Annotated in this window: 17 protein-coding genes; 9 read left to right on the top strand and 8 right to left on the bottom strand. The window is 61.2% G+C overall.

Going from position 1 to position 21,329, the window contains the following annotated elements; genetic code table 11:
- The first annotated feature begins 4 nt into the window (after positions 1–4).
- The gene (locus tag G7009_RS23280; protein WP_181132452.1) at positions 5–160 is read left to right on the top strand and encodes a DUF2474 domain-containing protein; all 156 of its coding nucleotides are present in this window, start codon (positions 5–7) and stop codon (positions 158–160) included.
- Between the two features lie 145 nt (positions 161–305).
- On the opposite strand, the gene G7009_RS23275 is transcribed toward G7009_RS23280, so the two are convergent.
- Together G7009_RS23275 and G7009_RS23270 are read right to left on the bottom strand one after the other, a co-directional pair.
- On the bottom strand, positions 306–1,430 hold the full coding sequence (locus G7009_RS23275) for a methyltransferase (protein ID WP_181132451.1): 1,125 nt from the start codon (positions 1,428–1,430) through the stop codon (positions 306–308).
- A gap of 93 nt (positions 1,431–1,523) precedes the next feature.
- A complete protein-coding gene (locus tag G7009_RS23270) occupies positions 1,524–2,225 on the bottom strand; it encodes an autoinducer binding domain-containing protein (RefSeq protein WP_181132450.1) in 702 nt (233 codons plus the stop codon).
- A 199-nt stretch (positions 2,226–2,424) separates the two neighbouring features.
- On the opposite strand from G7009_RS23270, the gene G7009_RS23265 reads away from it, so the two are divergent.
- The gene (locus G7009_RS23265; protein ID WP_181132449.1) at positions 2,425–3,201 is read left to right on the top strand and encodes a ferredoxin--NADP reductase; all 777 of its coding nucleotides are present in this window, start codon (positions 2,425–2,427) and stop codon (positions 3,199–3,201) included.
- Between the two features lie 42 nt (positions 3,202–3,243).
- Here the strand turns inward: G7009_RS23265 and mscL are convergent, their stop codons facing one another.
- On the bottom strand, positions 3,244–3,663 hold the full coding sequence (gene mscL, locus G7009_RS23260; RefSeq protein ID WP_181132448.1) for a large-conductance mechanosensitive channel protein MscL: 420 nt from the start codon (positions 3,661–3,663) through the stop codon (positions 3,244–3,246).
- 178 nt (positions 3,664–3,841) lie between these two features.
- Here mscL and radA point away from each other — a divergent pair, with 178 nt between their 5' ends.
- Positions 3,842–5,209 carry a DNA repair protein RadA gene (gene radA / locus G7009_RS23255; protein ID WP_181132447.1) on the top strand — a complete coding sequence of 456 codons (1,368 nt, stop codon included), beginning with the start codon at positions 3,842–3,844 and terminating at the stop codon, positions 5,207–5,209.
- An 86-nt stretch (positions 5,210–5,295) separates the two neighbouring features.
- On the opposite strand, the gene G7009_RS23250 is transcribed toward radA, so the two are convergent.
- Both G7009_RS23250 and G7009_RS23245 read right to left on the bottom strand, forming a co-directional pair.
- Complete coding sequence (locus tag G7009_RS23250; RefSeq protein ID WP_181132446.1) at positions 5,296–6,816, bottom strand: nucleobase:cation symporter-2 family protein; 1,521 nt, start codon at positions 6,814–6,816, stop codon at positions 5,296–5,298.
- A 257-nt stretch (positions 6,817–7,073) separates the two neighbouring features.
- Positions 7,074–7,439: a PilZ domain-containing protein gene (locus tag G7009_RS23245; protein WP_181132445.1), complete on the bottom strand. Its 366-nt coding sequence runs from the start codon at positions 7,437–7,439 to the stop codon at positions 7,074–7,076.
- 167 nt (positions 7,440–7,606) lie between these two features.
- On the opposite strand from G7009_RS23245, the gene G7009_RS23240 reads away from it, so the two are divergent.
- The 3 genes from G7009_RS23240 to yjiA all read left to right on the top strand — a co-directional run bounded on the left by G7009_RS23240 (position 7,607) and on the right by yjiA (position 10,940).
- Positions 7,607–9,673, top strand: a complete 2,067-nt coding sequence (locus G7009_RS23240; protein ID WP_181132444.1) for a carbon starvation CstA family protein — start codon at positions 7,607–7,609, stop codon at positions 9,671–9,673.
- Between the two features lie 15 nt (positions 9,674–9,688).
- Positions 9,689–9,886 (top strand): YbdD/YjiX family protein, encoded by a 198-nt coding sequence (locus G7009_RS23235; RefSeq protein ID WP_181132443.1) that lies wholly within the window; start codon positions 9,689–9,691, stop codon positions 9,884–9,886.
- A 79-nt stretch (positions 9,887–9,965) separates the two neighbouring features.
- Positions 9,966–10,940, top strand: a complete 975-nt coding sequence (yjiA, locus tag G7009_RS23230) for a GTPase (RefSeq protein WP_181132442.1) — start codon at positions 9,966–9,968, stop codon at positions 10,938–10,940.
- A 316-nt stretch (positions 10,941–11,256) separates the two neighbouring features.
- On the opposite strand, the gene glyA is transcribed toward yjiA, so the two are convergent.
- Together glyA and G7009_RS23220 are read right to left on the bottom strand one after the other, a co-directional pair.
- On the bottom strand, positions 11,257–12,510 hold the full coding sequence (glyA, locus tag G7009_RS23225; protein ID WP_181132441.1) for a serine hydroxymethyltransferase: 1,254 nt from the start codon (positions 12,508–12,510) through the stop codon (positions 11,257–11,259).
- Positions 12,511–12,715: 205 nt separating this feature from the next.
- A complete protein-coding gene (locus G7009_RS23220; protein WP_181132440.1) occupies positions 12,716–16,546 on the bottom strand; it encodes a bifunctional diguanylate cyclase/phosphodiesterase in 3,831 nt (1,276 codons plus the stop codon).
- A gap of 243 nt (positions 16,547–16,789) precedes the next feature.
- Here G7009_RS23220 and G7009_RS23215 point away from each other — a divergent pair, with 243 nt between their 5' ends.
- The 3 genes from G7009_RS23215 to gdhA all read left to right on the top strand — a co-directional run bounded on the left by G7009_RS23215 (position 16,790) and on the right by gdhA (position 20,791).
- Positions 16,790–17,128 (top strand): hypothetical protein, encoded by a 339-nt coding sequence (locus tag G7009_RS23215; protein ID WP_181132439.1) that lies wholly within the window; start codon positions 16,790–16,792, stop codon positions 17,126–17,128.
- A gap of 205 nt (positions 17,129–17,333) precedes the next feature.
- On the top strand, positions 17,334–19,001 hold the full coding sequence (gene ettA, locus G7009_RS23210) for an energy-dependent translational throttle protein EttA (protein WP_181132438.1): 1,668 nt from the start codon (positions 17,334–17,336) through the stop codon (positions 18,999–19,001).
- 449 nt (positions 19,002–19,450) lie between these two features.
- Positions 19,451–20,791, top strand: a complete 1,341-nt coding sequence (gene gdhA, locus G7009_RS23205; protein ID WP_181132437.1) for an NADP-specific glutamate dehydrogenase — start codon at positions 19,451–19,453, stop codon at positions 20,789–20,791.
- Here gdhA and G7009_RS23200 read toward each other — a convergent pair.
- Positions 20,776–21,285 (bottom strand): GreA/GreB family elongation factor, encoded by a 510-nt coding sequence (locus tag G7009_RS23200; protein ID WP_181132436.1) that lies wholly within the window; start codon positions 21,283–21,285, stop codon positions 20,776–20,778. The genes gdhA and G7009_RS23200 overlap by 16 nt on opposite strands.
- Positions 21,286–21,329 lie beyond the last annotated feature (44 nt).

The following is a 21,329-nucleotide window of genomic DNA, read 5'->3' as shown; positions in this document are numbered from 1 at the left end:
GGCGATGACCAGGAATGACGGCATTGAAGAACCGAAAAGACCGCTGTGGCAACGGCTTGGCTGGCTGGTGCTGATCTGGGGCGCCAGCGTGCTTGCCCTGGGGATCGTGGCCTGGTTGATGCGGATGTTCATGGCAGCCGCGGGTTTGACTACGCATTGATCGAGGTGCGGGGCTTGAGGCTGGCCCTGCTCGCTGCCTGCGTTAAGTTCTTGTGCGTACTTGCAATCGAGCGCCGCCGCCGGTGTCGCTCGACTCAAGTTAACTGGAAAAACCATCAGTATGCGTCCAGCGGCCGCCACATCGTCTACTTGCGAGCCTTGAGCACCACGAACTTGGGCGTTGCCGCGACTTGCTCCACGCCTCGGAACAGGCGCGCGAGCTTGCTGTGGTAACCCAGATGACGGTTACCGACAATGTACAGCGCTCCGCCGACCACCAAGGCATCCCGCGCCTGCTGGAACATCCGCCAGGCCAGGAAATCGCCTACGACCTGTTGTTGGTGGAAGGGCGGATTGCACAACACTACGTCCAGGGACTGTTTCTCCTGCCCGGCCAGGCCGTCCGCTGCCTCGAAACGCGCCGGACGATCACCTAGCGCCGCTTGCCAGTTTTCCCGTGCCGACTGCACGGCCATGTACGACTCATCTATCAGGGTGTAGTGCGCCGTGGGGTTGGTCAGGGCACTGGCAATCGCCAGTACGCCATTGCCGCAGCCAAGATCGGCGATTCGAGCGCTGCCCAGGTCACGTGGCAGGTGCGGCAGGAAAGCGCGAGTTCCTATGTCCAACCCCTCACGGCAAAACACGTTGGCATGGTTGAGCAGCTCCAGTCTGGGCGATTCCAGGCTGTAACCTGTAGGGTAGGGCGAGGTGGCCCGGGGACGCTCGGCGTGGATGGCAGTCAGCAGCCGGGCCTTCTTCTGGGCCAGGGATGCCTGCACCGGGCCGATGTACTTGGCCAACAGGTCCCCGGCGGCGTGGGGCAGGTGCTTGATCATGGCGCCGGCGATCACCTGTGCGCCGGGTGCCAGATGTCCGTGCAGGCGAATCAGCTGCTCTTCGAGCAGGGCCAAGGTCTTGGGCACCCGTAGCAGTACCCGGTCGAAGCAGCCCTGCCACTGTTCGCTGGCTGGGACGAAATCGACGCTGTCGAACGCTTTGCCGTTACGAATCAAGTTCTTTTCCAGGGCCAGTCGAGCGAGGTGCGAATCACCGCTGCCGACTACCTGCATGTGCCCGCTCAGACTGGCGGCAATGGCGCCGAACGCATCATTGAGGACCAGCACCCTGCATCGCGAGTCGGTGTCTTGCGCGGCCAGGTGTTCCAGCAGGTACTGATCGGCGGCATCGAATGCCTGGAGAGGGTCGTTGGCCTGTTCCGGCTGGCGGATCAGATCAAGATTGGCAAAGGGCGTATCAAGCGAAGGCATGGTGTCGGACTCGGGTGCAAGGCTGCCTGCCATGAAGGCGGCGAGCGAAATGCACGATTCTACAAGCTTTGCACCATGCTGGGCGGTCGAAACTCAAAGCAGGCCCTTCATGGCGGCTATGGCAATCGCGCCTGCCTTGTTGGAGGCATTGGTCTTGGTGATCAGGCTTCTGATGTGAAAATTCACCGTGCTGGTCGAAAGCGACAGGATGCAGGCGATATCGGCAGCGGTCTTGCCGGCGGCCGACCATTTCAGTACCTCGTGCTCGCGGTCCGTGAGTGCCGGGTCCGGTCCCGACGAAGGCTGGTGATGCTCGCACAAGATGCCATGCAGGCTGTGACACAACCAGAGCGCCTGAGCACTGTTTTCGTAAAGCTCCTCGGTGCTGATATCCCCCACCGGTCGCGCCACGCTCAACTGCAATTCGTTGTGCCGCTGATCGTGTACCGACTGGGTCCAGCCATGACGGAGTCCGTAGCTGCAGGCGGTCTTCCTGAACTCGGGTACCTTTTCGAACAGCTCATCCCGCCAGAGCACAGCGTTGGTGCTCTGGCGGGACTGGAGAGGGATCGGGTCGACCTTGATAAAGCCGTTGGCTTCGTAGTGAGCGTTCCACGCGTCGGGATAATTATTATACGAAATGATACGACGTGGTTGCCCGGGCACATTGAGGTACACAACTAGTCCCAGGAAATTCAAGTCCAGGTGCTGGACCAACTCGAGCGCGTTGCCGAAGGCCTGATCTGGATGGGTCTGGTCGAGCAACTGTTGCAATTGGTCCGCTTTCCAGTGCATGGCATGCTCCCATAAATGGATCCAACTTTAGGTCTGGCCGGACAGAGTGTAGGTTCTTTCCTACGCTGTGTTAGGAACAATTCGCTATAGCAATAGGATTTTGTACAACTCTTGTATAGAGGTGAGGCCCCACAAACTGAACGTATTTATCTTCAAGCGTTTGCGCGACACTAGAGTCATCTGATCAATGGAGCCACACATGACTGCCAGCCCCGACAAGTTCACTCGCCAGACACTGCTCGAGGTGCAGCCGTTGACCGCGAACCTTTTCAGTCTGCGCGTCACGCGCGACACGGGCTTCAGGTTTCGGGCAGGGCAGTTCGCGCGGCTGGGAGTGACGAAAGCCGACGGTAGCGTGGCGTGGCGTGCCTATTCGATGGTTTCAGCGCCCCATGATGAATACCTCGACTTCTTCTCCATCGTGGTCCCTGGGGGCGAGTTCACCAGTGAGCTGAGCCGCCTGGGCACGGGCGATGAGCTGCTCATCGATCGCCAGGCATTCGGTTACCTCAGCCTCGATCGTTTCGTGGGCGGCCGTGATCTTTGGCTGCTGGCGACCGGCACTGGCATTGCGCCCTTCCTGTCGATCCTTCAGGACTTCGAAGCCTGGGAGCGCTTCGAGTCGATCAAGCTGGTGTACTCGGTGCGTGAAGCCAAGGAGCTTGCCTATCTTGATCTGATCGCGGGTCTTGAGCGACGCGATTACCTGGCGGAGCATGCCGGTAAGCTGCAATTCATTCCGGTGGTGACGCGTGAGGCGCACCCTGGCGCGCTACGGGCTCGGATCACCACGCTTCTCGAAACAGGGGAGTTGGAGGCTGCGGCGGGTCTGGAACTGAGCACCGAGCATTCACGGATCATGCTATGCGGCAACCCGCAGATGGTCGATGATACACGCGCCGTGCTCAAGCAGCGGGATCTGCAACTGAGCCTGAGCCGACGTCCGGGGCAGGTCGCGGTAGAAAGTTACTGGTAAACGCCGAAACGACGTTATGGACGCCGTTTCGATCAACTGTACTCAAGGCAGGCGATTCTGGTCCCGCGTCTTGAGCAAGTCGCGAATCTCCGTCAGCAGGGTTTCCTGAGGTGTCGGGGTAGGTGGCGCAGAGGGCGCTACGGCTTCTTCACGCTTGAGACGGTTGATCACCTTGACGCCCATGAAGATCGCGAAGGCAACGATCACGAAATCGATCACGGTCTGGATGAACTTGCCATAGGCCAGCACTACCGCGGGTATGTCACCCTGTGCGGCTTTCAAGGTGATTGCCAGGTCACTGAAGTCCACCCCGCCGATCAACAGGCCGAGTGGAGGCATGATCACGTCGCCAACAAAGGATGAGACGATCTTGCCAAAGGCGGCGCCGATAATGATACCGACTGCCATGTCTACGACATTTCCCTTGACCGCGAAGGCCTTGAATTCGTTGAGCACGCCCATGGTTTATTCCTTGTTACAAATTGAAAATGGTTGAACAGTGTACGTCAGCTAATGCGTTTGTCGCGCCGCGATGGTGTTAGTGACTTCACAGGCGGCGAATAGTTTTGTCGATTTCCGTGAGGCCCGGCGTCCGTCGCTGTCAGCTATCATGGCAACCTTTTCCTGGAGAGCTATCCACATGGCCAAGGCCAAGCGCTTGTATGGCTGCACCGAATGCGGCGCGACCTTCCCGAAATGGGCAGGTCAATGCGGCGAGTGCGGTGCCTGGAATACCTTGGTCGAGACCGTCATCGAGAGTGGGGCGGCCGCGGCACCCAGTGGGCGTAACGGTTGGGCCGGGCAGCAGGCGCAGATCAAGACCCTGGCCGAGGTCAGCGTCGAGGAGATTCCTCGCTTCAGTACTGGCAGTACCGAACTGGATCGGGTCCTGGGAGGCGGCCTGGTCGATGGTTCGGTGGTGCTGATCGGCGGCGACCCAGGTATCGGCAAGTCGACCATCCTCTTGCAGACACTGTGCAATATCGCCACTCGCATGCCTGCGCTCTATGTCACTGGCGAGGAATCGCAACAGCAGGTCGCCATGCGCTCGCGCCGGCTGGGGCTGCCGCAAGACCAGTTGCGCGTGATGACCGAGACCTGCATCGAGTCGATCATCGCGACCGCGCGCCTGGAAAAGCCGCAGGTCATGGTGATCGACTCCATCCAGACCATCTTCACCGAACAACTGCAGTCGGCACCCGGTGGCGTCGCCCAGGTGCGCGAAAGCGCCGCGCTGTTGGTGCGCTATGCCAAGCAGAGCGGCACGGCGATCTTCCTGGTCGGCCACGTGACCAAGGAAGGTGCTCTGGCGGGGCCGCGGGTCTTGGAGCACATGGTCGATACCGTGCTGTATTTCGAAGGCGAGTCCGATGGACGCCTGCGCTTGCTGCGGGCGGTGAAGAACCGTTTCGGCGCGGTCAATGAACTTGGCGTGTTCGGCATGACCGATCGAGGCCTCAAGGAGGTTTCCAATCCTTCGGCCATCTTCCTCAATCGTGCCCAGGAAGAAGTGTCTGGCAGCGTGGTCATGGCAACCTGGGAAGGCACCCGTCCCATGTTGGTCGAAGTGCAGGCGCTGGTAGACGATAGTCACCTGTCCAATCCGCGGCGCGTCACCTTGGGCCTGGACCCGAATCGTCTGGCCATGCTACTGGCCGTCTTGCATCGACATGGGGGTATTCCGACCCACGACCAGGACGTCTTTCTCAACGTGGTCGGTGGTGTCAAGGTCCTGGAGACCGCCTCGGACCTGGCGCTCATGGCGGCCGTCATGTCCAGCCTGCGCAACCGTCCCCTGGCTCATGGCCTGCTGGTATTCGGGGAGATCGGCCTCTCGGGTGAAGTGCGGCCGGTACCCAGCGGCCAGGAGCGGCTCAAGGAAGCCGCCAAGCATGGTTTCAAGCGCGCCATCGTGCCCAAGGGGAACGCGCCGAAGGAGTCGCCGCCCGGCTTGCAGGTCATTGCAGTGACTCGGCTCGAGCAAGCCTTGGACGCCTTGTTCGAATGATCCCAATCGTCGGACAAGCGAAAAGCCGATCATGAAAAAGGCCGATGCATCCGCATCGGCCCTCGTGCTCGTCTCATCCAGCCCGATCAATGCTCGAGCGCAGCGGGCTTTCGTCCGTTAGGCGCGGGACTCTCGCCTTCATCCAGGACGCGGATCTCCGTGTCCTGCGCATCGAACAGCTTGCCATCCTTGAAGTAGTCGCCATCGCGCAGCGCTGAAATGTCCGAATACTTGATAGACCGCTCGTAGCCTGCTGCGAAGACCGACTGCTGATCCGAATTGCCGACCGTGAAGTGGTTGAAGATCAGGTTCAGCAGAATCGCCATGATGGCCGCCGAGCTGATACCGGAATGGAAGATGGTCTCGAACCAGGCGGGGAACTGGTGGTAGAAATTCGGCGCCGCGATCGGAATCATCCCGAAACCTAGGGAGGCGGCGACGATGATCAGATTGACGTTGTTCTTGTAGCTGACCTTCGACAGGGTGCGAATGCCGCTGGCTGCCACGGTGCCGAACAGTACGATTCCCGCGCCGCCAAGCACCGGCGTCGGAACCGCCGCAATGATTCGACCCATGATCGGCAGCAGGCCGAGCACCACCAGAATGACGCCGCCCGTGGCTACCACATAGCGACTCTTGACCCCGGTCACGGCTACCAGGCCGACGTTCTGGGCGAATGCACTCTGGGTGAAGGAGCCGAAGATCGGCGCGAGTATGCTCGACGCCATGTCGGCGCGCAGCCCGTTGCCCAGGCGCTTCGAGTCGACCTTGGTGTCGATGATCTCGCCCACCGCGAGGATATCGGCCGAGGTTTCCACCAGGGTGACCATGATCACGATGCACATGGACAGTATCGCGGCGATGTGGAAGGTCGGCATGCCGAAATGGAAAGGCGTGGGAAACGCCATCAGCGGCCCTTCGCCTATTTTGCTGAAATCGGTCATGCCCAAGGCCCAGGCGATCAGCGTGCCGATGACCATGGCCAGGAGAATGGACAGCCGCGAGATGGTGGCGCTGCCCAGCTTGCTGAGCAGCAGGACGATAGCGAAGGTCAGTCCCGCCAGGCCGATGTTGGCCATGCTGCCGAAGTCCGGCGCGGCGCTGTTGCCGCCCATCACCCAACGCGCGGCTACCGGCATCAGGGTCAGGCCGATGGTGGTGATGACGATGCCGGTCACCAGCGGTGGGAAGAACTTGGTGATGCGCGAGAAGACCGGCGTGATCAGGAAACCGATCAGCGAGGCCGCCATGACGGCGCCAAGCACCGCCGGCAAGCCGCCCCCACCTTCACTGCCGAGGATGGCGCCCATGGTCGCGACACCAGCGAACGAGACCCCTTGGACCAGCGGCAACTGGCATCCGAAGAATGGCAGGCCAAGGGTCTGCAGCAATGTGGCAAGCCCACCGGCAAACAATGAGGCCGCGATCAGCAGACCGATTTCCGAAGGCCCCAGCCCCGCGGCCTGTCCCAGGATCAAGGGTACGGCAACGATGCCTCCGTACATGGTCAGGACGTGCTGCAAGCCGTAGGCAAGGTTGGCGCCAAGGCCAAGGTTTTCATCTTCAGGGCGTTTGACCGAAGACGTGCCGGGAGAGGACGTAGTCATGAGCAGGCTCTCAGTTTTTGTTGTGGCACTACTGTAGACAGAACGCGAGCCATAAGGCCACACAGATTGTATACAATATTTAGATCGTGCACTGAACAGCGCCACGCCCAGTGCCTGTAATGACTGGATGCAGTTTGTGTTCCAGGTCGCAAGAGAGCGTGCTAGAGGGGTGCCTACAGTATGCGAGAAACCTGCCTGAAGCTGTCTAGATAGACAAGAAACGACCTTCAGGCAGGTAGATAGTCGGCTAATAGATCTTAAATTTTGATGAGTTCGCGCAGCTCACGCATCATTTCGGGGCCATCGGCCAGGTTCAGTTCCACAAGACGGTGCAAATGGGACATCGAATCAAGATCGATGTACAGACAGGCAAAACCCAGCCGCGCGGTTTCCTCATGACGCAGTCCCACAAGCATCTCTACCTTCACTTGCTCATCCAAATGAACGATGGCCTCGAAATTCTGTGCAGGATCCGGCTCCCACCCCTGGGGTCGTCTGACCAGCATGCCTTTGAGAGACAGATCGATCAGTTCGACAGGCCAGCGCTGCTGGCCTTGGCGCAGTTCTGTCTGCGCATTGAACGGGATGCGTACGAAACGGCGGCGCTCATCATGATCGCTCATCGGAAAGACCCTCTGGAATTCGTCCTGACTATAGTTGAAAGCAATAGGTGCCTGGGCCGAACGACAAGGCCGCACAGGCTCTAGACCAAAGCAAGTGTGGCAATGCGCCGAGACTGGCCCTAGACTCGCTGAGCGGTCTTTTCCAATTTACCAGCTGGAAGTAAACCATGAACAACAATAATAGCTTGCTACGCCATGTTCCGTGGTTGGTGCTGGCGGTCCTGGGAGCCTATGCGCTGGGTGTGGTCGCCCTGCGTCGTGGCGAGGCAATCAATGCCTTGTGGATCGTGGTCGCGGCGGTGGCCATCTACCTGGTCGCCTATCGCTACTACAGCCTGTTCATCGCTACCAAGGTCATGCAGCTCGATCCGCGTCGGGCGACACCCGCGGTGCTCAACAACGATGGGCTGGACTATGTCCCGACCAACAAGCACATCCTTTTCGGCCACCACTTCGCCGCGATCGCCGGTGCCGGCCCGCTGGTCGGCCCCGTCCTGGCGGCACAGATGGGTTATCTGCCAGGTACGCTGTGGCTGATCGCCGGCGTGGTGCTGGCGGGCGCGGTCCAGGACTTCATGATCCTGTTCCTGTCCACCCGTCGCAATGGTCGCTCGCTGGGCGACATGGTGCGCGAGGAGATGGGCCGGATTCCGGGCACCATCGCCTTGTTCGGCTGCTTCCTGATCATGATCATCATCCTCGCCGTACTGGCGCTGATTGTGGTCAAGGCCCTGGCCGAAAGCCCCTGGGGCATGTTCACGGTGATGGCGACCATCCCGATCGCCATGTTCATGGGCATCTACATGCGCTATATCCGACCAGGGCGCATCGGCGAGATTTCGCTGATCGGCGTGGTCCTGCTGTTGCTCTCGATCTGGCTGGGCGGTGTGATCGCCGCCGATCCAACATGGGGTCCGGCCTTCACCTTCACCGGGGTACAGATCACCTGGATGCTGGTAGGCTACGGCTTCGTTGCCGCCGTGCTGCCGGTCTGGCTGGTGCTGGCGCCACGTGACTATCTGTCGACCTTCCTGAAGATCGGGACCATCGTCGCGCTGGCCATCGGTATCCTGATCCTCGCGCCGGAACTGAAGATGCCGGCCTTCACCCAGTTTACCGACGGTACCGGCCCGGTCTGGAAAGGCACCCTGTTCCCGTTCCTGTTCATCACCATCGCCTGCGGCGCCGTGTCGGGCTTCCACGCCCTGATCTCGTCGGGCACCACGCCCAAGCTGCTGGACAACGAGATCAACGCCCGTTACATCGGTTACGGCGGCATGCTGATGGAGTCGTTCGTTGCCATCATGGCGATGGTCGCCGCTTCGGTCATCGAGCCAGGTGTCTACTTCGCCATGAACAGCCCGGCCGCGGCGGTCGGGGCCGACGTGGTCTCGGTAGCGCAGACGGTCAGCAGCTGGGGCTTTGCCATCACCCCTGAACAGCTCGAGGCGACTGCCCGCGACATCGGCGAGCACACTGTCCTGGCGCGTGCCGGTGGTGCGCCGACGCTGGCGGTGGGGATCGCGCAGATCCTCCATCAAGTGCTGCCGGGCGAGAACACCATGGCCTTCTGGTATCACTTCGCGATCCTCTTCGAAGCGCTGTTCATCCTGACTGCGGTGGATGCCGGCACCCGTGCCGGGCGCTTCATGCTGCAGGACCTGCTGGGCAGTTTCGTCCCCGCGCTCAAGCGTACCGATTCCTGGCCAGCCAACCTGATTGCCACTGCCGGTTGCGTGGCGCTCTGGGGCTACCTGCTGTACCAGGGGGTGATCGATCCGCTGGGTGGCATCAATACCTTGTGGCCACTGTTCGGTATCTCCAACCAGATGCTGGCCGGTATCGCCCTGATGCTCGGTACGGTGGTACTGATCAAGATGAAGCGTCAGCGCTACATCTGGGTCACCCTGGTGCCTGCCGTGTGGCTGCTGATCTGCACCACGGCTGCAGGCCTGATCAAGTTGTTCGATCCAAACCCGGCGGTCGGCTTCCTGGCTCTGGCCGACAAGTACAGCGTGGCGCTGGATGCAGGTCAGGTATTGGCCCCGGCCAAGGACATCGGTCAGATGCAGCATGTGATCTACAACGCCTACACCAACGCGGGCCTGACCATTCTGTTCCTGGTCGTTGTGTTCAGTATCCTGTTCTTCGCTCTCAAGGTCGGCTATGCCGCCTGGGGGCGCAAGGAGCGCAGCGACAAGGAAACCCCGTTCCAGGCCTTGCCTGACGCCTAAGAGAGGACTGCAGCGATGTTCAACGACCTGGGTCGACTGGGCAAATACCTGGGGCAGGCAGCCCGCCTGATGGTCGGCATGCCCGATTACGACAATTACGTCGAGCACATGCAGGCTACCCACCCGGACCAGCCGGTGATGAGCTACGAGGCGTTCTTCCGAGAGCGTCAGGAGGCTCGGTACGGCGGCAAGTCCGGTCCCAAGTGCTGCTGATAAAGCGGCAAGCATGATCCTGTGGGAGCCTGGGTAACCTGGCTCCCACAGTCATTTTCAGCTTCAGGAGAATCCCCGCGTGCAGACGCCCATTCCCGTCACCGTTCTCTCCGGTTTCCTCGGTGCCGGCAAGACCACTTTGCTCCGCCACATGCTCAAGGCCGAGCATGGCTTGAAGATCGCCGTGATCGAGAACGAGTTCAGCGATGCCGGCATCGATACTCAACTGCTTGGCGACGAACCCGTGCAGGTCATGACGCTGGCCAATGGCTGCGTATGCTGCACCATCCATACCGACCTGACCAAGGCCCTGTACTTGCTGCTGGAGCGGCTCGATGCGGAGCAGATCCGCTTCGACCGCCTGGTGATCGAGTGCACCGGGCTGGCCGACCCTGCACCGGTGGCGCAAACCTTCTTCATTGACGAGGAGTTGCGCGAGCGCTACATCCTCGACGGCATTATCACCCTGGTCGATGCCGCCCACGCCGATGTGCACCTGACCCAGACCATTGCCCAGGCCCAGGTAGGTTTTGCCGACCGCCTGCTGCTGAGCAAGACCGACCTGGTCGAGCCGCAAGCCGTCGAGGCTCTGCGTGAACGGCTGAGTCGCATCAACCGGCGCGCGGCCATTCGCGTGGTCGAACATGGCCACATCGACCTGGCCGAACTGCTCGACGTACGTGGCTTCAACCTCAACGCCGACCTTGGCGGCAGCCTTCGACCGAGCTTGCGGCCACTGCTTCAAGCCGCTACTCCAGACCGTATCTCGAGCATGGTCCTGCGTACCCATGCGCCGCTGGACATCGATCGTATCAGCGACTTCATGAATGAACTGCTGGAAAACCATGGCAAGCAGCTGCTGCGTTACAAGGGCGTGCTGAACATTGCCGGTGAGTCACGGCGCCTGGTGTTCCAGGGTGTGCTCAAGCTGTACGGCTTCGACTGGGACACCGAGTGGGCGGAAGGCGAAGAGCGCGAAAGCGTGATGGTCTTCATCGCCGATGACCTGCCCGAGGCTCGGATCCGTGAAGGCTTCGAGCGGCTCGGTGCTTGATTCTTCAATAAGAAAAGAGAGCGGATCGGCACCCTGTTCCAAATGGGCGTGCACAACCCCGGGGTTGCCAATCCAGCGATTCCCCACAAAAGATCCAAAAAAAGCCCGGCGCAAGGCCTAATGCCAGTCAGTTAAGCCCCACAATCTGCAATTGGGGCTGCTTCGCGGCAAGCCCGCTCCCACAAGTTGAGCGCTGAATTCAGGAACTGCGCACTTCTTGTGGGAGCGGGCTTGCCCGCGAAGGGGGACAAAGCAGCCCCATGGGTCTTAACTGACAAGCATTAGGCGCAAGGCCGGGCTTTTGTAGCAGTGAAGCTTACTGACCGTAGACCGGCAGTTTCTTGCAGATCGCCTTGACCTTCTCGCGAACGGCGTCGATCACCGATTCGTTGTTGAGGTCGGCAAGGATGTCGCAGATCCAGCCGGCTAGCTCGCGGCACTCGGTTTCCTTGAAGCCACGGGTGGTCACGGCAGGCGTACCGAAGCGCAGGCCCGAAGTCACGAACGGCGAGCGTGGATCGTTGGGTACCGAGTTCTTGTTGACGGTGATGAAGGCGCGGCCCAAGGCGGCGTCCGCATCCTTGCCCGAGATTTCCTGCTTGATCAGCGAGAGCAGGAACAGGTGGTTCTTGGTGCCGCCGGAAACGACATCGAAGCCGCGCTCGATGAACACTTCGGCCATGGCCTGGGCGTTCTTGACCACTTGCTCCTGGTAGGTCTTGAACTCAGGCTGCAAGGCTTCCTTGAAGCAGATCGCCTTGGCGGCGATGACGTGTTCCAGAGGGCCGCCCTGGGCGCCTGGGAAGACCGCGGAGTTCAGCTTCTTCTCGATGTCGGCATTGGCACGGGCCAGGATCAGGCCGCCACGTGGACCGCGCAAGGTCTTGTGGGTCGTGGTGGTGACCACGTCGGCGAAAGGTACCGGGTTCGGATAGACGCCCGCGGCGACAAGACCGGCTACGTGAGCCATGTCGACGAACAGGTAGGCACCGACCTTGTCGGCGATTTCGCGAAAACGGGCGAAGTCCAGAACCTGGGAGTAGGCCGAGAAGCCGGCGACGATCATCTTCGGCTTGTGCTCGAGTGCCAGGCGCTCGACTTCGTCGTAGTCGATCAGGCCGTTGCCGTCGATGCCGTACTGGATGGCGTTGTACAGCTTGCCCGACGAGCTGACGCTGGCGCCGTGGGTCAGGTGGCCACCGTGTGCCAGGCTCATGCCCAGAATGGTGTCACCGGCAGACAGCAGGGCCAGGTAGACAGCGGCGTTGGCCTGCGAGCCCGCGTGCGGCTGGACGTTGGCGTAGTCGGCGCCGAACAGTTCCTTGGCGCGGTCGATGGCCAGTTGCTCGACCACGTCGACGTATTCGCAACCACCGTAGTAGCGCTTGCCCGGATAGCCCTCGGCATACTTGTTGGTCAGGACCGAGCCCTGGGCTTCCATGACGGCCGGGCTGGTGTAGTTTTCCGAAGCGATCAGCTCGATATGCTCTTCCTGGCGCAGGGCTTCTTGCTGCATGGCTTCGAAGAGCTCGGCGTCGTACTTGGCAATGGTCAAATCACGGCTGAACATGGCGGTCCTCAAGGATCGGGCTGAATTGGGGGGGCATTCTACCCCATTGCCTTGGACAAGGCATATGAATGGGCATCATGTCGCGGACCAAAGGAATTCAAGCGGCACAAGGGACATGAAGTGCCATCAGCACAGCTGACTCGGTCGCCTCCCGCCCGCCGGATCGGCGCCCTTGAACGCTTCACCGGCAACGGCAGGGCGGGGCTCAGCCAAGCATGAACAGGGTTTCGTTGGCGAACTGCGTCTCGAACTGCCGAGCCGGCATGGGACGGCCGAACAGGTAGCCTTGTACCTCGTCACAGCCATGTTCGCGAAGGAACTCCAACTGTTCGTGAGTCTCCACGCCCTCGGCGATCACGGCCAGGTTGAGACTGTGCGCCATAGCGATGATCGCCCGGGCGATCTGCGCATCCTGTTCGCCCTCGGGCAGGCCGTCGACGAAGGTCCGGTCGATCTTCAGTACGTCGATGGGGAATTGCTTGAGGTAGTTGAGCGATGAGTAGCCGGTGCCGAAGTCGTCGACCGCGATGCTCAGACCGAGCTTCTTCAGGCTATCGAGAATCAACATGGCTTCGTTGACCTCGCGCATCAGGATGCTTTCGGTCAGCTCCAGCTCCAGGCATGCCGGGGGCAGGCCGGTTTCTTCGAGAATGGTGGCGATTCGTGTGCCCAACTGGCCGTCGGAAAACTGCCGTGCGGAGATGTTCACTGAAACCTTGGGCACGCGCACCTTGGCCTTGTGCCAGGCCTTGAGCTGACGACTGGCTTCGCGCAGGACCCAGTCGCCCACGTCCACGACCAGGCCGAGCTCCTCGATCACCGGGATGAAGTCGCCAGGTGGCACCAGCCCGCGGCGCGGATGCTGCCAGCGCAACAAGGCCTCGGCGCCGGTCAGACGCTTGCCGTCGCCACTGAACTGCGGTTGGTAATAGAGCACGAACTGGTCCTGCTCCAGGGCATGGCGCAGGTCGCTTTCGAGCTCCAGGCGCTCGAGCGCGCTGGCATTCATGTCGGCCTGGTAGAACTGGAAGTTGTTCTTGCCGCGTTCCTTGGCGTGGTACATCGCCGTGTCGGCGTTCTTCATCAACTGGCTCAGCTCGCTACCGTCCTGGGGACTGAGCGCGATCCCGATGCTGGCGGTGACGAAGAACTCGCGATTCTCCAGCACGAACGGCCGTACCAGCCCGGCGAGGATATTCTCGGCCACGTGGATGGCCCGGGTGAGGGCCATCTCGCGCGTGGCGCGCGGCTGCAGCAGCAAGGTGAACTCGTCGCCGCCCATGCGCGCCACGGTGTCGTCATCGTCGACGCAACCAAGCAGACGCTCGGCCATGTCCTTGAGCATGCGATCACCAGCGGCGTGGCCGAGCGAATCGTTGATCGGCTTGAAACGGTCCAGGTCAAGGAACATCAACACCACCCAGGACTTCTGCCGCTCGGCCTGCTGCAGCGCGGTATACAGCCTGTCCTGGAACAGTGTCCGGTTAGGCAGATGGGTCAGGGCGTCGTAGTAGGCCAGGCGGTGAATGCGCTGTTCGCTGGCCTTGCGTTCGCTGATGTCGGTGAAGAAGCACACATAGCTGGCCAGGTCGCCTTCGTCGTCGAGTACCGCCGTGATACCGACCCAGGCCGGGTAATGCTCGCCGCTGCGGCGCTTGAGCCAGACCTCGCCCTCCCAACTGCCGCGCAGGTGCAGCTGCTTGAGCACATAGCGAAGGTGGGCCTCCTGCTGCTCATCCACGGTCAGCATGCCCGGCAACTGGTCGAGTACGTCGCTGACTTCATAGCCGCTGACCCGGGTGAAAGCCTCGTTGGCCTGGACGATATAGCCGGCGGGGTCGGTGATCAGGATCGCCGATGTGGAATGCTCGAACACGGTCGCTGCCATGCGCAAGTCTTTTTCCGCGCGCCGCTGCTGGCTGATGTCACGGCCGACGCCGAGAATGCCGGCGAACCGCTCGTGCTCGTCCCAGACCAGCACCAGGCGCAGTTCGATCGGGATCTTGCGGCCATCGGCGCGCAGGCAGTCGAAGAGAAATACCTGGGTCGGCAATTGCGTGCGCAGCAATGCCAGTTGCGTACTGTCGCCAAGGGCGCTGCTGAGTCGCTGCATCAGGCCATGCATGCCGCTGAGCTGGGCGGGATTGGCGATGACCGATTGCCAGCCATGCTCGAAGACCCACTCGGTCTTGTAACCCAATACCGTCTGCACCGACGGGCTGACGTAGTTGAGGTGCAACTGGTTGTCCGTGGAGAAGATCACGTCGCTGATGCTTTCCGCGAGCAGGCGATAGCGCTGTTCGCTTTCGCGCAGCGACTCGCTCGCCTCGATCTGTACGGTGACATCCTTGGCCACGCCAATGATCCGCGTCACCCGGCCATCGTTATCGCGGGTCAGGACCTGTTCGCGGATGTCGTAGGAGCGCCAATTGCCATCACGGTGACACAAGCGCAGTTGGCAATGCAGGGGCTCGCTGTGATTGTTTTCATGCTGCTGCAGACGCAACCGGTGGAAGTACTCGGCGTCTTCGGGGTGCATCAGGATTTCCCAGAAGCGATCGCCCATCTGGGTCAGTTCGGCACGCGCGTAACCCAGGGTATGGCCCAGGTGGCGATTGCTGAAGATCATTCGCTGGCTCTGTACATCCTGCACATACAGCTGGTCAGGTACGGTTCTGACCACGTCCGACCAGAAACTTTCACGCTCCAGTAATGACAGTCCGACCTGCTTGCGGCTGGTGATATCGCTGATGCTCAGGATCACGGCCCGGTAGTCGCGACGCTGTTGCGGCAGACGGGCCATCAGCCACAAGTGCAACTCGCCGCCTTGCGGCGCGGACAGGCGCACTTCCAGCTCCAGCTGTGGCCGATGTTCGATCAATGCGTCGATGAGCTCGGCGCCAACGCTCTGAAAACCCTCGCCGCTACTGTCGATCAACCGCTGCCATGCATCCTGATGGCAGTCGACGTCGAGCAACTGACGGGCGACTTCGTTGATCTCGGTGATCTTCAGGTCCTGCAGCAACGTGCGCTGCAGGTCGGGTTCCAAGGCAAGGCGCTGCTTGAGCGCGGCGCGGTTGCGTAGCGGGTAGCGGTCCAGTTGTCCGGGCAGGCTGGAGAGGTCCAGGACGCAGAGCGCCACGCCGGTTCCTTCGAAGATCTCCTGATAACGTCGACGGTCTTCCTGCAGGACACGCTGGCGACGGCGCATATTGATCAGAGCCAGGATCGGCAGCAAGGCGCAACACAATACCAGCAGGCACTTGCCGATCAGCGCTGGCAGCAATCGGTCTCGCGCCTGGGCGACATCGTACAGACCGCGCAGTTGCCAGGCGCTGTTGTCGATGAACGAGAGCATCACGCTTTCCGGAGCTTCATCGCTGGTCGGGACAGGCGCATGCCTCTGGATGATGTCGCCACTGCGGATATTCTCCAGCAACCAGAGCGGATGACTGATGCTGTCCAGGTGACGGGTCAGATCCCGGTAATAGTCGACATCCATGCGCAGCAGCCAGTAGCCCTCGACTTGATCGCTGGGCTGGCGGATCAGCAGATAGACATGCCGCTTGTCGTATGAGTTGCCATAGAAATAGGGACGCCCTCGATTCAGGTGCAAATAGCTGTCAACCACTTGGCGATCCTGATGCTCGATCTGGCTGCCACCCAGCACCTTGCCTTCGCCGTCGAGCCAGGACAACTGACGCAATGCAGGCAGGCGCGCGCGCAATGTGCTTTCCAGAACACGCAGGGCCGATGGTGCCGGTGCTTTGACGTAAGGCAGCAAGGCATTCAGGGCTTCCTGGGCCTTGAGTGCCATGTTCAAGCCTAGATGGTCAGCCAGTTCGGCACTCGCGTCCACGCTGTGCTGACGTAACTCGGCCTGGGTATGGCGGAACTGCGAGAACAGCTGTCCCAGCAGCAAACCCAGCAGCATCAAGGCCAGAAGAGCCAAGGCAGCCTTGCGCGACCCACGCAACGGCGTGGCGAAATGGGAGGGCGCGGTTCGCAGGAATGACGGTCGATTAAGGTTGGTCAAGCGTTGATCCTGCGATTGGGCTGGCGATGGCAGGGTTGTACATGCACGGGACATGCCGGTAATCAGGACACGTGGCCGTGGCGAACTGTAAGGCGGACACATGAGGGCGGCTAGCATGCGCGCAAATGTGGCAAAGTGCCAGCGTGCGCGATATATGGCTTCGGCTCATCCGGATCGGCAGGGCCAGGGCAGCTGTGCGAAAATGCAGCGGCTTTATTTATGACGCTTTGGAGATGTACGGTTTTGGTTACGCATTATTCCGCCAATGGCAACGACTCCGCCTGCGGGCGCAACAGCCCGACGCTGGTCAGCTCTCGGGTGATCGAGGACGTGTCCTGCAAGTCCTGCCAGCGTACGCTGGTCAAGGCCAGCGCGCCTGTCACCAGCATGCGCAAGAGCCCCTCGCTGGCCCAGTTGCGCAAGACGGCCGCTGCGCCCGCGGCACGGCCGCTGGCCGAGCCCGCCGCGCCTGCTGCGCGTGTCGCAGGCTTCAGTGTGAAAGCCGACTGGAGCGCCCGTCTTGCGGGGCAAGCCGAGCGCTGCCGTCTGCCGCGCGGCGCACGCAAACAGGCGCACGTCTGACCTTTATTAGCAGTTGGCCGGTCTTTCATGGCCGGCTGCCATTCGGCATCTGCGCAAGGCCCTGTCTTGGCGTAGAATGACCGACTTTGTCCATGACACACCATAAACACATCGCCTGATTCTGTTGCGACGTCCCGCATGGCGTTGTCGAACGGCCTGCGTGGGTTTTGTCGCTGTCTTTACCTATCTGATAGAGGGCTTGGTTTTGGCTCAATACGTCTACACCATGCATCGGCTGAGCAAGGTCGTGCCGCCGAAGCGGGAAATTCTCAAGAACATTTCACTGTCGTTCTTCCCGGGCGCCAAGATCGGCGTGCTCGGTCTCAACGGCGCGGGCAAGTCGACCTTGCTGCGGATCATGGCCGGGGTCGACAAAGAGTTCGACGGCGAAGCGCGTCCGATGCCCGAGCTGAACGTCGGTTACCTGCCCCAGGAACCGCAGCTCGATGCGAGCAAGACCGTTCGTGAAGTGGTCGAGGAAGCGGTCAGCGTCATCAAGAATGCCCAGGCTCGCCTGGACGAGGTCTACGCGGCCTACGCCGAGCCCGATGCCGATTTCGACGCACTGGCGGCCGAACAGGCCAAGCTCGAATCCATTCTCCAGGCCGCCGACGGTCACAACCTCGAGCGCCAGCTCGAAGTGGCCGCCGACGCACTGCGCCTGCCAGCCTGGGATGCGCGCATCGAACACCTGTCCGGTGGCGAGAAGCGCCGTGTCGCCCTTTGCCGTCTGCTGCTGTCGGCACCCGACATGTTGCTGCTCGACGAGCCGACCAACCACCTGGACGCCGACTCGGTCGCATGGCTCGAGCGTTTCCTGCATGACTTCCCGGGGACCGTGGTCGCGATCACCCACGACCGTTACTTCCTCGACAACGTCGCTGGCTGGATTCTCGAACTGGACCGTGGTGCCGGTATCCCGTACGAAGGCAACTATTCCGGCTGGCTGGAAGCCAAGTCGGATCGTCTGGCGCAGGAATCCAAGCAGCAGAGCGCTCACGAAAAGGCCATGAAGGAGGAGCTGGAGTGGGTGCGCAAGGGCGCCAAGGCCCGCCAGTCCAAGTCCAAGGCTCGTCTGGCGCGTTTCGAAGAGATGCAGTCGCAGGAATTCCAGAAGCGTAGCGAGACCAACGAGATCTATATCCCCGCAGGCCCACGCCTGGGCGACAAGGTCATCGAGTTCAAGAACGTCTCCAAGGGTTATGGCGATCGCGTCTTGATCGAGAACCTGTCCTTCGCCATGCCCAAGGGCGCCATCGTTGGCGTGATCGGCGGCAACGGCGCCGGTAAGTCGACCCTGTTCCGCATGCTGATGGGCAAGGAGCAACCAGACTCGGGCAGCATCGAGATCGGCGATACCGTTCAATTGGCGTGCGTCGACCAGAGCCGAGAGGACCTGGACGGCGGCAAGACCGTGTTCCAGCAGGTTTCCGATGGTTCGGACATGATCCGCATCGGCAACTACGAGATTCCTTCGCGTACCTACGTCGGCCGCTTCAACTTCAAGGGTGGCGACCAGCAGAAGTTCGTCAGGGACCTCTCCGGCGGTGAACGTGGTCGTCTGCACCTGGCCCTGACGCTGAAGGAGGGTGGCAACGTCCTGCTGCTCGACGAACCGTCCAACGACCTCGACGTCGAGACGCTTCGCTCCCTCGAAGAAGCGCTGCTGGACTTCCCGGGCGCGGCCATCGTGATTTCCCACGACCGTTGGTTCCTTGACCGTGTGGCCACGCATATCCTGGCGTACGAAGACGACTCGAACGTGGTGTTCTTCGAAGGTAACTACACCGAATACGAAGCTGACCGCAAGAAACGCCTGGGTGACGCTGCCGCGCAACCGCACCGGGTAAGACACAAGAAGCTGGCCCAGTAAGACTCTGCCTGCTGCACAAGAATGGGGCCCTCAAGGGCCCCATTCTTGTGCGTATTGCAATGATCCGTTGAGCAGCCAGGACGGGGCATGTTCAGCTTGCAGCCGTCGAATCTGCTGTACGGCGCATGGCCTCATCGCGGGACGAGCCCGCTCGCCACCTAGAATATCTTCGCTGCGCGCTCCAGTGGCGAGCGGGCTTGTCCCGCGATGAGGCCATACGTCGCACAGCAGATTTCAAGATAACAAGCCTCGACCTTGAAAAAGCGAATGCTTGCCTACCTTACTACCCATGAGACTTAACCCCACGTAGACCCTCCGTGCTTTGTATACATTTATACCAATGCACCAAAAAATTTCAAAAAAACGACATTCCGCCCTGTTGCGGTGCGACTCAATCTTGATAAAGTCGGGAAAAATCAATAAGTCCACTCCTCTTGGTGAATGTCTCCATGCTCGAATCCGTCGACGATTTCCTTGCTCGCCTCAAGCAACGCGACCCCGCCCAGCCCGAATTCCACCAGGCGGTGGAAGAAGTGTTGCGCAGTCTCTGGCCCTTCCTCGAGGCCAATCCTCACTACCTGCAAGCCGGCATTCTCGATCGCATGGTCGAACCGGAGCGCGCGATCCTGTTCCGCGTATCGTGGGTCGATGATCAAGGCAAGGTCCAGGTCAACCGCGGCTACCGCATCCAGATGAGCAGTGCCATCGGCCCGTACAAGGGTGGCTTGCGCTTCCATCGCTCGGTCAACCTCGGCGTGCTGAAGTTCCTGGCGTTCGAGCAGGTGTTCAAGAACTCCCTGACCTCGCTGCCGATGGGCGGGGGCAAGGGCGGTTCGGATTTCGACCCCAAGGGCAAGAGCGACGCCGAGGTCATGCGTTTCTGCCAGGCCTTCATGAGCGAGCTGTACCGTCATATCGGTGCCGACCTCGATGTACCGGCCGGCGATATCGGTGTCGGCGCGCGCGAGATCGGTTTCATGTTCGGGCAGTACAAGCGCCTGGCCAACCAGTTCACCTCGGTACTGACCGGCAAGGGCATGACCTACGGGGGCAGCCTGATCCGTCCCGAGGCGACCGGCTACGGCTGCGTCTACTTCGCCGAAGAAATGCTCAAGCGCCAGGGCAAGCGTATCGATGGCCGTCGCGTCGCGATCTCGGGCTCCGGCAACGTTGCCCAATATGCCGCTCGCAAGGTCATGGACCTGGGCGGCAAGGTGATTTCACTGTCGGACTCCGAGGGTACGCTGTACTGCGAGGCAGGCCTGAACGATGCCCAATGGGATGCGCTGATGGAGCTCAAGAACGTCAAGCGCGGTCGCATCAGCGAACTTGCCGAGCAGTTCGGTCTGGAGTTCCGCAAGGGTCAGACGCCATGGAGCCTGCAATGCGACATCGCCTTGCCATGCGCCACCCAGAACGAACTGGACGCCGAAGACGCGCGTACCTTGCTGCGCAACGGCTGCATCTGCGTAGCTGAAGGGGCGAACATGCCGACCAATCTCGAGGCAGTGGATGTCTTCCTCGAAGCCGGCACGCTGTTCGCGCCAGGCAAGGCATCCAACGCGGGCGGTGTCGCGGTCAGTGGCCTGGAGATGTCGCAGAACGCCATGCGCCTGCTATGGACCGCGGGCGAAGTGGACAGCAAGCTGCACCACATCATGCAGTCGATCCACCATGCCTGCGTGCACTACGGAGAAGAAGCCGACGGCAGCGTCAACTATGTGAAAGGCGCCAATATCGCCGGCTTCGTCAAGGTGGCCGACGCCATGCTGGCTCAGGGCGTGGTCTGATCCTGCGCATTGATGGCGACGATCTCGATCGTCCGATCACCCGCGGGTCGTCGCCACAACACTTCATCGCCCAGCCCTGCACCGAGCAGGGCTCGCCCCAGCGGTGAGCCCCAGTTGACCAGGCCCTGCGCAGCATCGGCCTGGTCCTCGCCGACCAGCTGCACCTGCTGCTCGTGGTCCTGTTCATCGACAAAACTCACCCAGCTACCGATCTGCACCTTGTCTCGCGAGGTCGCGGGGGGCACGACCTGCGCGCTCTGCAAGCGCGCGGTGAAATAACGCAGGTCGCGCTCGCTGTCCGCCAGGCGCTGCTTGTCGGCGCGCTCGCCTTGAGCCAGCAGCTCGCTGCGCAGGGCGTTCAGGGTCGCCACGCGCTGTTGCAACTGGGTCAGGCCAAGGGCCGTGACGTAGTTGGGCTGGTCACTGACCCTGCGCTCGACCGGTTGGCTGGCCTGTGCCGCGGCCTGGTCTTCGTTAACGAATGCTCGGCTCATGGCTGTCGGATCCTCTCGATGCTCTCTCTATCAGGACGCGGATC

The sequence above is a fragment of the Pseudomonas capeferrum genome (assembly GCF_013523055.1).
GTDB classification, from domain to species: Bacteria; Pseudomonadota; Gammaproteobacteria; order Pseudomonadales; family Pseudomonadaceae; genus Aquipseudomonas; species Aquipseudomonas capeferrum_A.
Note: the sequence above shows the minus strand (reverse complement) of the source record. Positions and strands in the feature narration are given on the sequence as shown.

Coding starts and splice junctions, on each gene's coding strand:
- G7009_RS23280 (WP_181132452.1), top strand. CDS start 5: ATGACCAGGAATGACGGCATTGAAGAACCGAAAAGACCGCTGTGGCAA.
- G7009_RS23275 (WP_181132451.1), bottom strand. CDS start 1,430: ATGCCTTCGCTTGATACGCCCTTTGCCAATCTTGATCTGATCCGCCAG.
- G7009_RS23270 (WP_181132450.1), bottom strand. CDS start 2,225: ATGCACTGGAAAGCGGACCAATTGCAACAGTTGCTCGACCAGACCCAT.
- G7009_RS23265 (WP_181132449.1), top strand. CDS start 2,425: ATGACTGCCAGCCCCGACAAGTTCACTCGCCAGACACTGCTCGAGGTG.
- mscL (WP_181132448.1), bottom strand. CDS start 3,663: ATGGGCGTGCTCAACGAATTCAAGGCCTTCGCGGTCAAGGGAAATGTC.
- radA (WP_181132447.1), top strand. CDS start 3,842: ATGGCCAAGGCCAAGCGCTTGTATGGCTGCACCGAATGCGGCGCGACC.
- G7009_RS23250 (WP_181132446.1), bottom strand. CDS start 6,816: ATGACTACGTCCTCTCCCGGCACGTCTTCGGTCAAACGCCCTGAAGAT.
- G7009_RS23245 (WP_181132445.1), bottom strand. CDS start 7,439: ATGAGCGATCATGATGAGCGCCGCCGTTTCGTACGCATCCCGTTCAAT.
- G7009_RS23240 (WP_181132444.1), top strand. CDS start 7,607: ATGAACAACAATAATAGCTTGCTACGCCATGTTCCGTGGTTGGTGCTG.
- G7009_RS23235 (WP_181132443.1), top strand. CDS start 9,689: ATGTTCAACGACCTGGGTCGACTGGGCAAATACCTGGGGCAGGCAGCC.
- glyA (WP_181132441.1), bottom strand. CDS start 12,510: ATGTTCAGCCGTGATTTGACCATTGCCAAGTACGACGCCGAGCTCTTC.
- gdhA (WP_181132437.1), top strand. CDS start 19,451: ATGCTCGAATCCGTCGACGATTTCCTTGCTCGCCTCAAGCAACGCGAC.
- G7009_RS23200 (WP_181132436.1), bottom strand. CDS start 21,285: ATGAGCCGAGCATTCGTTAACGAAGACCAGGCCGCGGCACAGGCCAGC.